This window comes from Flavisolibacter nicotianae (genome assembly GCF_003628535.1).
GTDB lineage: Bacteria > Bacteroidota > Bacteroidia > Chitinophagales > Chitinophagaceae > Flavisolibacter > Flavisolibacter nicotianae.
Genome location: NZ_RBCI01000006.1, coordinates 115,164 through 129,189, shown reverse-complemented (window position 1 = coordinate 129,189; position 14,026 = coordinate 115,164). Strand labels below are relative to the sequence as shown.

The window sequence follows — 14,026 nt, the reverse complement described above, 5'->3', positions numbered from 1 at the left end:
GTAACATCTTTGTGTTGCAACAGGTCAGCAATCGGCAATTGGCAAGGATGGTGACCCGACTGCAAACGCCTTCGTATTCTCATTTTTAAATAGCATAAGGGTCGTCGTCATTCTCCTGTTGAAGTTCAAACCGGTTCGCAAACAGAAGTACGGACTCCATAGTGTAACAGGCAAAGCCGGTTGTCGTATTATTTCTTTAACGTAAAATCATCTATAGTTTACTGCCCCCGAAAAGCGAACGGGCAGGACGTCTGGCAGGGAATTGTGCTGTGTGCAGATTCTGCAATGGCGGATCGGCGGATCAATCTTTGGCATTATAATTAATGTACAATTCTATCACCGCCTGTGAAAAAAATCGGAACGATGATCGTGCGACAATGGAAACCGCCACCGTGCCTACGTCACATGGTTAATGACAAAACCGCTTTCAGCAAGACTGGACCGGAAGCAACAGGATCGGCGATGTTAACCGAAGAAAAACGCGGCGTATATGAACCTGATTGATGTTATGCTGCTACTGATCGTGGCATTGGCCATGTGGGCAGGTTGGGTAAAAGGATTTATTGTCGGCATTACCGACCTTGTCATCTGGCTTGGAAGTTTGCTCACCGGATTTATCTTTTACCAGAATGTAGCTGAAGGACTGCACAAACTCATCCCGGCCTCTGGTGCCTGGCTTTTTCCCATTGGTTTTTTGGTCACGGTTGTTTTATCACGTATTGTCCTCTCACTGATCTTCAATTTATTTATTCACCGCACAGACCCGGACGTACACCAGTCAACGGCCAACAGGGCCTTCGGTGTGATCCCGGGCCTTATTACCGGTTCTATCTATGCCGCAATCGTTGCGGCCCTGCTTCTGAGTGTGCCCATGTGGAACGGCCTGGCCAAAGAAGCAAGGGAAAGCAAGATCGCCAACCAACTGGGTGTGCAGATAGCCTGGCTCGACGAAAAGTTCTCCCCCATTTTTGGTGAAGCTGCGAAGGAAACCATGAACCGGCTGACGGTAAAGCCATCGGAGTCGGACGAAACCGTGGACCTTCACTACACCGTAAAAGATCCGCAGGTGCGTCCCGACCTGGAAGCGCAGATGCTGGTGTTGGTGAACCAGGAACGGACTCGTCGCGGCCTGCCTGCGCTGAAGCCAGACCCAGCGCTTTCGTCGGTTGCCCGTGCTCACTCTGCCGACATGTTTGCCCGCGGCTATTTTTCGCACTACACACCCGAAAAAGCCGACCCGTTCGACCGGATGAAAAAAGCGCACATCACGTTTCTCGCCGCCGGCGAAAATCTGGCGCTGGGCCGAACGCTGAAGATCTGCCACGAAGGACTGATGAACTCTCCCGGCCACAAGGCCAATATTCTGAATCCTTCGTTCGGGAGGCTGGGCATCGGCATCCAGGATGGCGGCATCTATGGGCTGATGATCTCGCAGGAATTCAGGAACTAACCGATTAGTAAAATTTCCCGGCAGTTACGACTGGGTTTTGCCTGCTTCTGAATGCACGCATATGCTACGAACGAGTGATTTCAGAAACAACGAAACTGCTAGCGATCATGCTTCTGGGTTATGAAATTCGCTGCAAAGTCGTTATCATTGTCCGGACGAAAAACATGCAAACTCCAGCATGTTGACGCAAACAACCAAAGGCTATGGAACAGCAAGAACAACTGCTTTTAGAGACCCTCCTCAATGTAAATAAAAGAAAGAGACGCGACCTTCTCCCTGTATGGATGAAAGTTTTTATCTGGATTTTCATGATCATTGGCGTTATAGCACCCGTCTGCCTGTTGGCTGGACTTTCAGGTACCAAACTTCGACTCGCACTCTATGGATTGGAAAGCAATGATTCTTTGTCATTCCCTGGAATGGTTATCCTGCTGTTGTTCATTTTGAAAGGGATTGTTGCCTTTGGCCTATGGACTGAAAAAGATTGGGCTATAACATTGGGAATGGCAGATGCAATGGTGGGAATTGCTATTTGCGTTTATATCACAGCGATAGCACCTTTTGTAAACAACCACTCAGCTTTTGTCCTGAATTTACGACTCGAACTGGCAGTACTTATTCCGTATTTAATCAAGCTGCGGAAAATTAAATCCCAATGGATTTATAGTGATGTGGACCTTGCCTAAGCAGTTTCACACCTTAGTGCTGGTTTTCACTATCGACAGCGAGTAGGCACTTGGTCTTAGAGAACCGCAATAACAAAATCCAGGGACTTCATGCAACCATTACATGCCAAGATCACAGGCAACAAAACAATTCTTCGCTAAAATCCTCATGGAAGGTTTGTTACAAAAAATGCATGCGCCTTCCACCATTTCCCTGGTCGATTGGCTACAGCAAAAATCAACACGACCTGCTCATTTCTGCAGATAGCCGGCCTGCCCCGGTGACGGTCACAGCCCGGTAGTTTAGAGAAACAGGATTTTTACGGGCAGAACCTAATACCGCGGCCCGCTCACCGCCCGTCGAATCAGCGCGACAATTAAAGTAAAAATCGCCGAACCAATCACCGCCCAAACAACCGGGAAAGGTTTGCCTTCAATAGTGATTTCAAAAATTCTGGGAAAGCCCATTTTCGCGGCCAGCCAAAGGCCGAGATAGGCACCGATAAAGCCAACAATAATCGAAACAAGGCATCCGCCCAGGTCGTAACCTGCCAGCGACTGGCCAATGGAACCGCAGATAGCGGCAATCAAAAGGAGAACTAAAAATCCGATAAGTGTCATTGCTTTTCGTTTAAATGTGTACAATCCCTTCGCATCTTCCTTTCCTACGCAGGAAGAGTATCAATGTTTATACCACAGGCGGCGTTGCTATGGCTCAAGCCGCTGGAAACAGGACCAGCATTCAAACCATTGCTCTTGACGTACGCACAGGCAACGGACTTTATTTGGAATTAGAACCGAGCCATCGCGAATACGACGGTGTTTGAGAAAATTCTGAATCTTTTTTTCTCTGCCTGTAACCTTTTTCGATCTTGCTTACACTGTTTGGAAAAGGAGTTTATGCTATTTACCGCAATCGTTCTATTTGCCCTGGCCGCCGTTCTGGGTATCCTGATCCTGAAAAACTGGCTGACATCGTCCAACACACCACGCACCGTCATTTATGTACACGGCTTGTTTGCAGCCATCGCAGTGCTGTTGTTGCTCATCCAGGTCATCCGGCATCCCAATACGGCACTACGCACAAGTTTCGTCTTTTTTGCGGCCGCGGCGGCAGGCGGACTTTACATGTTTTTCCGCGATCGAAAGGGAAAGTTCAGCCCTACCTGGCTGGCGGTTGCGCATGGACTGATTGCCGTTACTGGCTTTGTTTTTCTCCTGTTGAACGTACTTTAAACCCGAAACATGAAAGTTTTTGGACATCCACTTCACCCGTTGTTTATCCATTTCCCGACAGCCCTGCTGCCGATGGATCTTGTGTTGTCGTTTCTGCATTTCTCCACCGGAAACGAACGGTTTGCACTCGCAGGATATTATTGCCTTGCCGGCGGCATGATGACCGGCCTCGCTGCCATTGCAACAGGGCTACTGGAGCTAACAACCATTCCCCGGTCAAACAAACCGGCCCTTGGCAGTGCCCTGGTCCATGGATTTACCAACGGGTTCCTGCTCCTGGCGTTTGGCGTGATGGCGTATAAAGAGTGGAAGGTATACCCGCAGCCTTTTGTGATTACCCCTTCTATCCTGGCTGTGAAAGGAATTTTGGTGCTAGCGCTTTTTATCGGAAATTACTTAGGTGGCCAGTTGATCTACCGCCATTTTATCGGCATCGAACACAAACAATTAGAACATGGAAAAACTGCAGATGAAAACAGGCCTGTTGCCCGATGAAGAAATCATCCGGAAGATTTTGGAGGGGGAGACAGCGTTTTTTGAAGTGCTGATCAGGCGGTACAATGCCCTGCTCTACAAAATAGCCCGTTCGTATGGACTCAAGCACCACGACGCGGAAGACGTCATGCAGGAAACGCATTTTGCGGCCTATACCAGGCTCGCGACGTTTCGCAATGAAGCCAGTTATAAAACCTGGCTTACCCGGATCCTGCTTCATCAATGCTATCATAAACTGAACTATGGCTTTGGCAAATACGAAGAAGCCAATAACGATTTGCTCACGGAAAACACGCTACCCATGCATGGACCGGCCAAACAGAACACGGAGCGGAGTGTAATCAACAAAGAACTGGCGAAGGTGCTCGAAGAATGCCTGCAACAACTGCCTATTTCCTATCGCAGCGTTTTTGTGCTGCGGGAGATAGAAGGATTCAGCGTGTCTGAAACGGCAGACCTGCTCCGTCTTACACCCACCAATGTAAAAGTGCGGCTGAACAGGGCAAAAGCAATGCTGCAAAAAAACCTGGAGAAGTATTACTCGGCCGTTGATATCTATGAATTCAATCTTGTGTATTGTGATGGCATTGTAAACGCTGTTTTTGAGAAGATCAACCGTTACCAGCAATAATGTTATGGAAGTAAAAATGTTTGTGCACAACAGCCCCGATGCGGCCGAAAAAGCACTCAACGACTGGCTGCCCAGCCAGAAGATCAAGGTTTGTTACGTGACGCAGTCGCAGTGCGAAAAGCAGGGACGCTTTGTCATTGTGGTTTCCGTGTTTTACGAAAAACAATGAGCTCATGGTGGAGCCGCCGTTTATTCCTTGCTACCGGCCCATCCATTTCTTAAACTCGCCGGTTCTTTCCTTGCTGATGACAACATCGCTGCCCAAAACGGCGGGCTTGAGCTGCAGCTTAAGTTTTCCGTTGAAATAGCTGTGAATTTGCACAACGGAACGAAGATGGACCAGGTAACTCCGTCCCGCACGGAAAAAAAACTTCGGATCAAGCATCTGTTCCAGTTCTTCAAGCGTGTAGTCAATCGTGTATTTCTTGCCGTCGGCAGTGACCAGGTAGTACAATCGACCGTCCACAAAAAAATAGGCAATTTCACTGGTATCGATCGTCACAAACCGCTGCCCCAGCTTCACCAGGAATCGTTCGCGGTACTCCGGCTGTTTCAGTTGTGCCTGCAACTCTTTCACCAATACATTTACATCGAATGCAGGCAATGCGGGCTGCTTTTGGTGAACATCGCGGTACTTCTGCATGGCTGCTTTCAGGTCTTCTTCTTCCACTGGTTTCAGCAGGTAATCCACGCTGTTTACCTTGAAGGCCCTGATCGCATATTCATCGTACGAGGTGGTAAAGATAACCGGGCTCCTCACCTGTAGCTGGCGGAAGATCTCAAAGCTTTGCCCGTCGGATAGTTCGATGTCCATCAGGATCATGTCCGGCGCCGGGTGGGTTCGCAGCCATTCTACCGATGAACGGATGCTTCCGGTCACGCCGACAACCGCGGCTTGCGCTTCGACAGCACGCAAGGTGCTGCGCAGTTTTTCTACGGCCAGTGCTTCGTCTTCAACGATCAATACGTTCATATACGTTGGTTTGAAGAAGTGGAAGAATGACGATGAATTCATCAGCCGTTTCGCGAATAACGGGCTCCTGCTGGTTGAGCAGTTTGTATTTCGTCATGATCGTGCTCAGGCCAACTTTGTTGGACTCCAGCACATTGATCTTTTTCTGCAAATTGTTGGACACGCATAACTGCCGGTCGGACGTGATGGCAATCGTGATCGTCAACGGCTGCGCGGCCTCAATCGTATTGTGCTTGACCGCATTTTCCACCAGTAGTTGCAGGCTCAATACCGGCAACAGACTGGCCCGGCTTTCCGCATCCACCTGCACCTGCAGGTGAAGGCCTTCACCGAAGCGGGTTTTTAAAAGGTGAAAATAGGATTGCACAAAATCCAGTTCTTTCTGCAGCGACGTCAGTTCGGCCTCGTTGGCTTTTAAAAGGTAGCGGTAAACCTTGCTCATTTCCGCGAGAAATTTTTTTGCTTTCTGCGGGTCGATGCTGATAAGCGATGAAACGGTATTGATGCTGTTAAACAAGAAATGCGGGTTTACCTGCTGCTTCAACGAATCAAACTGGCTCTGGAGATTCAGCCGCAACAATTCTTCCCGCTCCTGTTCCAGTTTGCGCAGGCGGTTAAAATTGGAAAATCCTTCGTAGATACCTGTTTGCAACAGGGCCAGCAACAGGCCGCCAATCGCTGACAGGACAAAGAACTGCGGCTGGTTGCCGGCGTGCATCCCGCGAACCCAGTGAAAGAGATTGAACGTAAGCGGGATTAAAATCGCATTGCTGATAAAAAGATAGAGGCAGGTTGTCCAGAAGCGTTTCCGTCCCTGCACGAAAGCGGGAAACGTTCGATGCATTGCAAGAATAATGAAACGGCCGGTTTCCAAAATCACCAGGACAAAAACAAGGTATAAAGCGATATAAACTATCTCTGCCCCCAGCGGCCGCTTCCCCCCGCCCGAATCGGCAATAAAAAGATTCAGCAGCAAGAGCGCTACCCCGCCAACCCGTATCCACTTGTCGTTGAAACGATCCATGTACCTGTTTGTCACGAAACTTAAAACGTTTTCTTTACATGCCGAAATGATGAACGCCAAACAGCAGGAAATTACCGGCTTTCCTTATAGCTATCGATCTGCAAACGCATTTTCCGGTCGCTCATTTTTTCCATCGCCACGGTCAGGAAAAGTTTGCCATCCTTTGCTTCCAGTACAAAGGTTGCCTCCCTTGTTTCCCCGTTTGTCTTGGCCAGGAGTGAACCGAAAGTTACCTGCCCACTTTTGTATGCCTCTTTCCAGTTGCACTTGAGGTTTTTGACATCGCCTTCGATGATGTCATCGTCTCCCTGCTTTAAACGGACGATGATGTGGCGCGGCGTCAGTTCCACTGTCGTAGGCAGGTCCTTCACATCTGCCACCTTCCCTTCCGAATCGATGAATTCCGTTTTGGCAGACGTCAGCGTGAGGCTTTTTTCACATTGCGCCTGCGACGAAAAAGCCAGCAGGAATAAAATTCCGGATGTGGCGAGGAGTTTTTTCATTGTGAACGATTTTGGGCTTACTAAACAGGGGCAAGGTAGAACGGCAGCACAGTGAAAGAAAGAGCAGTATGCGCAAAGCGACCAAACGTTCAAGTCAACCGATCGAATCAAGGTGCGAAACACTGTTTAACAAATCCGGAAAGCGCATTACCGGTCCTGCGGCGCAATGTTCCGATACGCTTCCAGCCGGGCTGCAAATTTTTCCATTTGCACCGGTTTCACCAGCGGGTCTTTTTTGGCCGGGTACTTTTCTAAAAGTTCTTTGGGTCGCACCGGACGCCTTTCAAATCCACCACCGCAATTGGGACAAACATTGTGAAGGACTTTTTCCACGCAGTCAGCGCAGAACGTACACTCGAAGGTGCAGATCATGGCTTCCCTGCTTTCGTTCGGCAGGTTTTTGCCGCAGTTTTCACATACAGGTCGCATTTCCAGCATAAGCACTATTTAGGCATTCAAAAATAGGATTCACAGCAACAGCACAAAGGCCGCCAACTTTTCCGTCCGCTACAGTGCAACGCAACACCTACGATTCGCGATGGCGAAACGAAACTTCACACAGTCTTTTGGCGAACCGGGGTGTACTCCTCTTGCCTTTGGATTAACCAGAAGAAATCTTTGTAGACCGGAACGGCATCGCAACAACCGATTCCGCGAACAGCACAAAACAATACAATGGAAACGCTCACTTTACAACGCAACTACTCAAAAGGCATTCGCCTGTGGCACTGGTCAACCTTCCTGGTCGTCACACTGCTCCTGGCGACCGTCCTGGCAGGCAAGTTTTTCCTGAACAGTTATACAAACGGGTTCCTGATCAAAGACCGCCTGGCAAAACAGGGCGTTGCCGTCAACATGGGCGAAGCCTTCTCCGTTTCCGATGCTATCGGTAAACCCATTTGGCAGTTACATACCGTGCTTGGTTACTTTCTTGCAGGCTTGTTTGTATTCCGGATTGTCATTGAAGTCTTCCAACCTAAAAAACAAACACTCGCATCCCGTTTTAGAAAAGCATGGAGAGAGCGCAAGGGCCAAAAGAGAGGATCATGGCAGGTCTTTCTTGTTCCCGCGATTTATAGCCTTTTCTACCTGCTGTTGACCGCCATCGTTGCCAGCGGATGCTGGCTGGCATTCACGAGAACCGCATCGGCCGATGCGGTTCATGCGGTTAAAGAATTTCACCAGCAATGTTTCTTTGTGCTCCTGGTCTTTCTTTTCGTGCATTTGGCCGGAGTCATCAGGGCCGAACGAAGACAACACAAAAACCTTGTTTCGGCAATGATCCACGGCGGAGAACTTCCCGTCGCCAAAGAGAAAGAAAGAAGTCCAAATCGGAGAGCAGACGTATGCTGATAAGTCGTTTTGCTGTTCTTTGTAACGGGTTCGAAACAGGCGTCCATTCACCGCAATCACCGGCTGAGGTTTTTCCCTGCATTTTTAGCCATTCTTCTTTGGAAAATCTTATTGCGCATCTTAGGTAAGCGGGCAAACAAACCGGCGATCACAACCACCTTCCATTTTGACAGGCGTTTTCCTGCGAGACACACGGTCATCCAAACAAAAAGAGCCTGCAGTTGCAGACTCTTTGAGGAGGAGGTGTTTTGTATTTTACTAATTCGTTGTATCCTTTTTTTGCTTGCTCTTTCCGATGCCATATCCGACACCGGCACCCAGCACACCACCGATAACGGCACCGGCTGCCCGGTTTTTCTTATTCAGGATCGCACCCAGTACGGCACCACCGGCTCCGCCAATGACAGCGCCCTTTGTGGATTTGCTCCAGCCTTTGTCCTGTGTTGCGCCAGGTTGTGTAGCCGGTGCAGAGGCTGTTCCGGAGGCGCCACCTGTTGCCGCTCCCTGGTCACCGGTTCCGGTAGAAGCAGTGCCCGAAGGTGCAGGGTTTGTTTGCGGCTCCGAACTTACAGGAGCAGGAGTCTTAGGCGATGCTGATTTAGTTGTGCGGCGGGTAGTCGTCTGCTGTGGCACCCGCACTTCGCGGATAACGGTAACCGTTTTCGTTGGTGCCGGCGCTTGCTGCTGAGCCTGCTGGGTTTGCTGCGACTCGTTGGCGGCAGCCAACTCGTTTTGCGCCTTCCAGTGCTGGAACTCTGCCAGGCCGGTCGTATCGGCCGCCATGGTCGTCGTTTGCGTAGACTGGATGGTGCGGGTTTCTGTTTCTGCAGGTTTGCTGTTACACGCCGCTGCGAACAATGCGAGAGATAAGATGGGGAGATATTGTTTCATGCTTTTGGTTTTATGTATTCGCAAGTTCGTACTTGCAGACCAATAGACCCCAAAAGCACACCAATGTTTGATAGGTTCTTGTTAAAAACCGTTAAAGAATGACTTCTGAAATATGACAAGAGCAGGAAAACAGGAAGCGATAAACCCCGGATGGTCCGGGGTTTATCGCTTTGCTTCTTTGGCCCGGTGGCAAATAACTTCGATGGAAAAACTAAACGCCAGCGCAAAGGCAATCCCCTGCCAAATGGAATGATCTCTGACAAAAGCGATGATCATCATTACAAAGCAAAAAACGCTGACCGAGACCGTTAATGCATTCTTTTCAGTAAAATATTGTTTCATGTGCCGAATAGTTAAAGATGGGTTTTTATATGGATTTTACACAAGGTATTCTGGTGGCAAAAGTAGGCTCCGAAACCGAACGGTATTCCCTTCATCGGCAAAACCCGAAATTTCTTCGACCAATTCCCGCAAACCCTTTCTCGTGCTGCATTTGCGCAGGAATAGGACCATGCGGCAAGCAAACCCATGAAAAAACAATGGTTGTTATATCCCCTTTTTTCATGGCTTCAACGAAATATTGCGCCGTTATGCCTCATGGTTTTTACTTTTACGCCTTTACAAAAAACAGGAAGGCATGAAACCAAATGATTTTATTTTCTCGAACGCACCCGAGCCCCACCGTCTTCGTACCAAACAAATCCTGAAACAACACCCCGAAATCAGGACCCTGATTGGAAAAAACGTGTACAGCATTTTTGCCATACTTTTTTTAGTAAGCTTCCAGGTTACCCTTGCCTGGTTTGTCAACGATAAGTCCTGGTGGTGGATCGCCGGTGCCGCCTATTTTGCCGGTGCCTTTGCCGACCACTCGCTGTTCGTCATGATCCATGAAGCCACGCACAAACTGATTTTTAAGGGAACCGTTGCCAACCGGCTGGCGGGAATCCTGGCCAATATGCCGCAGATCTTCCCAAGCTCTGTTGCCTTCGAACGCTACCATATCAAGCACCACTCCTTCCAGGGTGTGCATGAGCTCGATGCCGACCTGCCGAACCGCTGGGAGGCAAAACTGATCAACAATTATTTTATCGGCAAAGCGATCTGGTTTCTTTTCTACCCGCTTTTCCAGGCCTTCCGCGTTGCCCGCCTGAAAGAAATCAAACCTTTCGACGGCTGGATGGCGTTGAACTGGGCGGCCAATATTTTGTTTACCGCTGCCATCTGGTATTTCCTGGGTGGGAAAGCCGTGGCTTTCCTGACACTTAGCTTTTTCTTCTCCGTGGGTCTTCACCCGCTGGGCGGCCGCTGGATCCAGGAACATTATCTTGTAAAAGGTCACCAGGAAACATATAGCTACTACGGCCCGCTGAACAAGATCGCGTTTAACGTGGGTTATCACAACGAACACCACGATTTTCCGTCCATTCCCTGGAACAAATTGCCATTGATCCGCAAACAGGCGACGGAGCACTACGACACGCTGCATTACCATATGTCGTGGACGAAACTGTTCTTCCGCTTTTTGTTTGATAAGGAACTTTCATTGTGGTCACGGATTATCCGGAACAACCGCGGAAAAGTAAAACTGACAGACGAATCGAAACCGGACATTGATATGGTGGTTGTAGAGGCCAAAGAGGAAGAACTCGTGAAAACTGCCTGACCGGCAAAATGATTGTGGCTTGCCAAACCATATATCAAGCGGGCAAATAACCAAAACCACCTGTGCCAAATAAGAAGACCATGAACAACCGACATATCCTGTGGGCCGATGATGACATTGATGATTTGATGCTGATGCGTCATGTACTGCATGACCTGGGCGATGACTACAACATTAGCGAAGTGCACAATGGGCAGGAAGCGCTGGATTACCTGAAGGCAGCAAAGGAAAAAGACGACCTCCCCTGCCTCATTATCCTCGATATGAACATGCCCATCCTGGATGGCAAAGAAACGCTGGCCAAGTTGAAAAAAGACGAAGAGCTGAAGGTGATCCCGGTTGTTTTTTTTACAACGTCGAGCAGCCAGATGGACAAACTCTATTGCAAGCGAAACGGTGTGGAGATGATCACGAAACCGCCGCAATACGCCAATCTCAAGGAAGCCGTGCAACGCCTGGTGAAATTTTGCGTAAGATGAACACAAACTATAAACTTTGAACTCTGACTGTCCCCCTTGTGGGGACAGTTTTATTTTGCAGCACAAACGACCAAAATGACCTTTGATTTCGCAACCGATATTCTCCTGCAGAACGCCGATGTTCTCCTTCGGCCCATGACGCCAGAAGACGCCTTGCTGCTGGAAGCTGTGGCGACAAGCGACAGTGACCTTGTCTTGTATTCACCCTACAAAATCCATACACCGGAAAATTTGCACCGGTTTGTGCAGGACTCACTGGCCGACCGGCAAAAAGCCTTTCGCTACCCGTTTGTCATTATCGACAGGAATTCCGGCGAACCGGCTGGCAGCACGTCGATTGCCAACGTTTCGAACAAAGACCTTCGCCTGGAGATCGGCTGGACCTGGATCGGCAAACGTTTTCAGCGAACAGGACTGAACCGTGCCTGCAAGTTTTTGCTTCTCTCCTACGCCTTTGAAACCCTCGGCTTCGAACGGGTGGAATTTAAAACAGATGCACGGAATACGGCGTCCCGTACGGCCATTGAAAAAATCGGCGGACAGTACGAAGGCGCCCTGCGTAGCCACACGGTTATGAACGATGGCTATCGAAGAACAACGATCTACTACAGTATTCTGAAAGAAGAATGGCCAGGGCTGAAGCAAACGGTATTTTCCCGGTATGCCCAACTGCCCTGGCAGGCTGCCAATGGCTGAATCAATGAATGCCGGTTGCATGAGAACCGTACCAGCCTTGTTGAAACGCCTTTTCTGGTTCCCCAATCGTACCGGAAGGCACCACGGTGAAAGAGGGATCTTCGGCAAGGGTAACCGTTGCTTCCTGTTTTTGCCTGCGATGCGAAAAAACAAGGGGCAAAGTTTCACCGGGCTTGCGCTGGCGCAAAACGGCATCTACATCTTCGGGCGACTTCAATTCCTTTCCATCCAGTTGAAGCAGCACATCATCGACATCTACGCCGGCATTGTAAAGCGGCGTATTGCGAACGGTGTTGCCGCCGATTACCAGGTTGCCATTTCGGTCGGCCTGGAAACGTACATTGCCCAGCCAGGCTTTGCCACCGGCAGCTTTTTCCAGCCGGAGGCCGGCAGGTTTTAGCAACGAAGCATAATTGACAGAACCGGGATGGTAGACGTAGTCCCGGAAAAACGTTGCGGCAAAAGAGGGACTACTGACAGCACCCAGGGCCTTTTCTACCTCTGGTAGTGTATAGGGTCTTTCCGTCTTGCCAAAACGCTTCCAAAGTTCCCGCATGAAATCATCCATGGACCTGCGAAACTGCTGCCGCAATTGCAGGTCAAGAGCCAGCGCCAGTGCACCGCCGTGATAATAATACGAGGTGTGCATGTTGGGATAATTGGTCCGGTCGATCGATACACCGGCATCCACAAAAACCGCCATCTGACTGTTTTCAACAGGCGTGTGCCCTGCCCCGCCCGGCGTATTCTCCTTTGCATTAATCAAGCCGGCCATCTGCTGGTAAAAATCGGCATCGGAAGTAAAGCCGGCCCGCTTCATCAGCAGCAGGCCATAGTATTGCGTAAATCCTTCGGCGATCCACAGGGCTTCGGAAAGATTGCTTTTTTCAAAATTGAATGGCTCCAGGCTTTTGGGCCGGATACGCTCCACGTTCCAGCAGTGAAAAAATTCATGGGCGAACACACCGGGAAGCACCGCGCTATTGATAAACGGACGCGGGTTAGTGATCATGGTACTGTTGCGGTGCTCCATGCCGTCTCCTTTCACATAAGGACTGATGCTGGCCAAAAACGTATACGTTCCATAATCGTATGCCGGCACTTCGCCAAAGACGGCCTGCGCTTCCCGCACGATCGTCTTTACCTTGTTGGCAAACGCATCCACCGCGGTATCTTTTGCATCGGCTTCCAGCGCCAGGCGGAAAGTGTATGTTTTTTGGTCGGGATTGAGAACTTTCCATTCCCGAACGGACAGTTGACCTGCTTTGATCGGAGAATCCATAAAATACTGCAGCCCGGGCGCCGTGAAGGTGAACACATCGGCCGTTGGCTTGAGCTGCGTGGCAATCGTCCAGGCAGGATTGGGCAGCGTCATGCGAAGCGTGATCGGTGCTTTATCCAGGCCCTTTACCCAGAGGAATGTCGCGGGCATATTCAGGTGCAAATGAGTGGGATCGATCTCGGCATAGGTTCCATCGGCATAGTTGCCAAAAAGCGTATAACTCACTTTCACTGTGCCTTTGTGCTGCGCTACACGGAACACATCGGCATCAACCTTTTCGATGGCGAGAGCTTTTCCGTTTTGATCAGCGGCTTTTACGTTGTATACGTTCTTTGCAAATTCATGCGTGGCATAGCGACCCGGCGACGAGCGGCTCATGCGGAAGAATGCAGGGCCGGTGGGCAGACCCGTCACGGTCAGCGAAATTTCTGCTTCGTGGTGTGCCAGATTTGGTGCAGCAAAATCGTAACGGATTTGTTGGGTAAAACCAATAACGCCAGAAGCGATACAACAGCAAAACAACAGGAAAGATTTCATCAAAGGTGCGATTTGGATAAAAGTAAGGCATTCGACCGAAACCGGAATTCCGCATGCAAGTCTGAACGTCATCACTGTCAAAGTTGTATACGCAGAACGACCTTTTTTTTGAAACACCTATTGAAAGATCACCGCTGGTCTGGTT

Annotated in this window: 18 protein-coding genes; 10 read left to right on the top strand and 8 right to left on the bottom strand. The window is 49.7% G+C overall.

What is annotated here, in order from left to right; genetic code table 11:
* Positions 1–490: 490 nt before the first annotated feature.
* Together D6024_RS16905 and D6024_RS16900 are read left to right on the top strand one after the other, a co-directional pair.
* The gene (locus tag D6024_RS16905) at positions 491–1,450 is read left to right on the top strand and encodes a CvpA family protein (protein ID WP_121355845.1); all 960 of its coding nucleotides are present in this window, start codon (positions 491–493) and stop codon (positions 1,448–1,450) included.
* A gap of 203 nt (positions 1,451–1,653) precedes the next feature.
* Positions 1,654–2,136, top strand: a complete 483-nt coding sequence (locus D6024_RS16900) for a hypothetical protein (protein WP_121355843.1) — start codon at positions 1,654–1,656, stop codon at positions 2,134–2,136.
* A 312-nt stretch (positions 2,137–2,448) separates the two neighbouring features.
* Here D6024_RS16900 and D6024_RS16895 read toward each other — a convergent pair whose 3' ends face one another.
* Positions 2,449–2,736: a GlsB/YeaQ/YmgE family stress response membrane protein gene (locus tag D6024_RS16895; RefSeq protein ID WP_121355841.1), complete on the bottom strand. Its 288-nt coding sequence runs from the start codon at positions 2,734–2,736 to the stop codon at positions 2,449–2,451.
* Between the two features lie 279 nt (positions 2,737–3,015).
* Here D6024_RS16895 and D6024_RS16890 point away from each other — a divergent pair, with 279 nt between their 5' ends.
* Genes D6024_RS16890 through D6024_RS26790 form a run of 4 tightly spaced genes read left to right on the top strand, consistent with a single transcriptional unit; the run spans position 3,016 to position 4,646 of the window.
* Positions 3,016–3,351 (top strand): hypothetical protein, encoded by a 336-nt coding sequence (locus tag D6024_RS16890; protein ID WP_121355839.1) that lies wholly within the window; start codon positions 3,016–3,018, stop codon positions 3,349–3,351.
* Between the two features lie 9 nt (positions 3,352–3,360).
* A complete protein-coding gene (locus D6024_RS16885; protein WP_121355837.1) occupies positions 3,361–3,846 on the top strand; it encodes a DUF2231 domain-containing protein in 486 nt (161 codons plus the stop codon).
* Positions 3,806–4,477 carry a sigma-70 family RNA polymerase sigma factor gene (locus tag D6024_RS16880; protein ID WP_121355835.1) on the top strand — a complete coding sequence of 224 codons (672 nt, stop codon included), beginning with the start codon at positions 3,806–3,808 and terminating at the stop codon, positions 4,475–4,477. Before D6024_RS16885 ends, D6024_RS16880 begins: the two co-directional genes overlap by 41 nt.
* Entirely contained in the window at positions 4,449–4,646 is a 198-nt protein-coding gene (locus D6024_RS26790; RefSeq protein ID WP_162944827.1) for a hypothetical protein, read from the top strand. The genes D6024_RS16880 and D6024_RS26790 overlap by 29 nt, the downstream gene beginning before the upstream one ends.
* Before the next feature lie 30 nt (positions 4,647–4,676).
* Here the strand turns inward: D6024_RS26790 and D6024_RS16875 are convergent, their stop codons facing one another.
* The 4 genes from D6024_RS16875 to D6024_RS16860 form a co-directional block, all read right to left on the bottom strand.
* Positions 4,677–5,450: a LytR/AlgR family response regulator transcription factor gene (locus tag D6024_RS16875; RefSeq protein WP_121355834.1), complete on the bottom strand. Its 774-nt coding sequence runs from the start codon at positions 5,448–5,450 to the stop codon at positions 4,677–4,679.
* Positions 5,431–6,474, bottom strand: coding sequence for a sensor histidine kinase (locus D6024_RS16870; RefSeq protein WP_121355832.1), 1,044 nt, complete (start codon positions 6,472–6,474; stop codon positions 5,431–5,433). Before D6024_RS16870 ends, D6024_RS16875 begins: the two co-directional genes overlap by 20 nt.
* Before the next feature lie 71 nt (positions 6,475–6,545).
* Entirely contained in the window at positions 6,546–6,977 is a 432-nt protein-coding gene (locus tag D6024_RS16865; RefSeq protein ID WP_121355830.1) for a hypothetical protein, read from the bottom strand.
* Positions 6,978–7,124: 147 nt separating this feature from the next.
* Entirely contained in the window at positions 7,125–7,415 is a 291-nt protein-coding gene (locus D6024_RS16860) for a DUF1272 domain-containing protein (RefSeq protein WP_121355829.1), read from the bottom strand.
* 237 nt (positions 7,416–7,652) lie between these two features.
* On the opposite strand from D6024_RS16860, the gene D6024_RS16855 reads away from it, so the two are divergent.
* Positions 7,653–8,330 (top strand): cytochrome b/b6 domain-containing protein, encoded by a 678-nt coding sequence (locus tag D6024_RS16855; RefSeq protein ID WP_121355827.1) that lies wholly within the window; start codon positions 7,653–7,655, stop codon positions 8,328–8,330.
* A 258-nt stretch (positions 8,331–8,588) separates the two neighbouring features.
* Here the strand turns inward: D6024_RS16855 and D6024_RS16850 are convergent, their stop codons facing one another.
* Positions 8,589–9,221 (bottom strand): glycine zipper domain-containing protein, encoded by a 633-nt coding sequence (locus tag D6024_RS16850; protein WP_205573305.1) that lies wholly within the window; start codon positions 9,219–9,221, stop codon positions 8,589–8,591.
* 162 nt (positions 9,222–9,383) lie between these two features.
* Entirely contained in the window at positions 9,384–9,563 is a 180-nt protein-coding gene (locus tag D6024_RS16845; protein ID WP_121355824.1) for a hypothetical protein, read from the bottom strand.
* 295 nt (positions 9,564–9,858) lie between these two features.
* Between D6024_RS16845 and D6024_RS16835 the strand changes: the two genes are divergently transcribed.
* The 3 genes from D6024_RS16835 to D6024_RS16825 all read left to right on the top strand — a co-directional run bounded on the left by D6024_RS16835 (position 9,859) and on the right by D6024_RS16825 (position 12,062).
* Entirely contained in the window at positions 9,859–10,887 is a 1,029-nt protein-coding gene (locus tag D6024_RS16835) for a fatty acid desaturase (RefSeq protein ID WP_121355822.1), read from the top strand.
* A gap of 80 nt (positions 10,888–10,967) precedes the next feature.
* A complete protein-coding gene (locus tag D6024_RS16830) occupies positions 10,968–11,366 on the top strand; it encodes a response regulator (protein WP_121355821.1) in 399 nt (132 codons plus the stop codon).
* A 75-nt stretch (positions 11,367–11,441) separates the two neighbouring features.
* On the top strand, positions 11,442–12,062 hold the full coding sequence (locus D6024_RS16825) for a GNAT family N-acetyltransferase (protein ID WP_121356023.1): 621 nt from the start codon (positions 11,442–11,444) through the stop codon (positions 12,060–12,062).
* A gap of 1 nt (position 12,063) precedes the next feature.
* Here the strand turns inward: D6024_RS16825 and D6024_RS16820 are convergent, their stop codons facing one another.
* The gene (locus D6024_RS16820; protein ID WP_162944826.1) at positions 12,064–13,881 is read right to left on the bottom strand and encodes a M61 family metallopeptidase; all 1,818 of its coding nucleotides are present in this window, start codon (positions 13,879–13,881) and stop codon (positions 12,064–12,066) included.
* Positions 13,882–14,026 lie beyond the last annotated feature (145 nt).

Coding starts and splice junctions, on each gene's coding strand:
- D6024_RS16905 (WP_121355845.1), top strand. CDS start 491: ATGAACCTGATTGATGTTATGCTGCTACTGATCGTGGCATTGGCCATG.
- D6024_RS16900 (WP_121355843.1), top strand. CDS start 1,654: ATGGAACAGCAAGAACAACTGCTTTTAGAGACCCTCCTCAATGTAAAT.
- D6024_RS16895 (WP_121355841.1), bottom strand. CDS start 2,736: ATGACACTTATCGGATTTTTAGTTCTCCTTTTGATTGCCGCTATCTGC.
- D6024_RS16890 (WP_121355839.1), top strand. CDS start 3,016: ATGCTATTTACCGCAATCGTTCTATTTGCCCTGGCCGCCGTTCTGGGT.
- D6024_RS16885 (WP_121355837.1), top strand. CDS start 3,361: ATGAAAGTTTTTGGACATCCACTTCACCCGTTGTTTATCCATTTCCCG.
- D6024_RS16880 (WP_121355835.1), top strand. CDS start 3,806: ATGGAAAAACTGCAGATGAAAACAGGCCTGTTGCCCGATGAAGAAATC.
- D6024_RS16875 (WP_121355834.1), bottom strand. CDS start 5,450: ATGAACGTATTGATCGTTGAAGACGAAGCACTGGCCGTAGAAAAACTG.
- D6024_RS16870 (WP_121355832.1), bottom strand. CDS start 6,474: ATGGATCGTTTCAACGACAAGTGGATACGGGTTGGCGGGGTAGCGCTC.
- D6024_RS16865 (WP_121355830.1), bottom strand. CDS start 6,977: ATGAAAAAACTCCTCGCCACATCCGGAATTTTATTCCTGCTGGCTTTT.
- D6024_RS16860 (WP_121355829.1), bottom strand. CDS start 7,415: ATGCTGGAAATGCGACCTGTATGTGAAAACTGCGGCAAAAACCTGCCG.
- D6024_RS16855 (WP_121355827.1), top strand. CDS start 7,653: ATGGAAACGCTCACTTTACAACGCAACTACTCAAAAGGCATTCGCCTG.
- D6024_RS16850 (WP_205573305.1), bottom strand. CDS start 9,221: ATGAAACAATATCTCCCCATCTTATCTCTCGCATTGTTCGCAGCGGCG.
- D6024_RS16845 (WP_121355824.1), bottom strand. CDS start 9,563: ATGAAACAATATTTTACTGAAAAGAATGCATTAACGGTCTCGGTCAGC.
- D6024_RS16835 (WP_121355822.1), top strand. CDS start 9,859: ATGAAACCAAATGATTTTATTTTCTCGAACGCACCCGAGCCCCACCGT.
- D6024_RS16830 (WP_121355821.1), top strand. CDS start 10,968: ATGAACAACCGACATATCCTGTGGGCCGATGATGACATTGATGATTTG.
- D6024_RS16825 (WP_121356023.1), top strand. CDS start 11,442: ATGACCTTTGATTTCGCAACCGATATTCTCCTGCAGAACGCCGATGTT.
- D6024_RS16820 (WP_162944826.1), bottom strand. CDS start 13,881: ATGAAATCTTTCCTGTTGTTTTGCTGTTGTATCGCTTCTGGCGTTATT.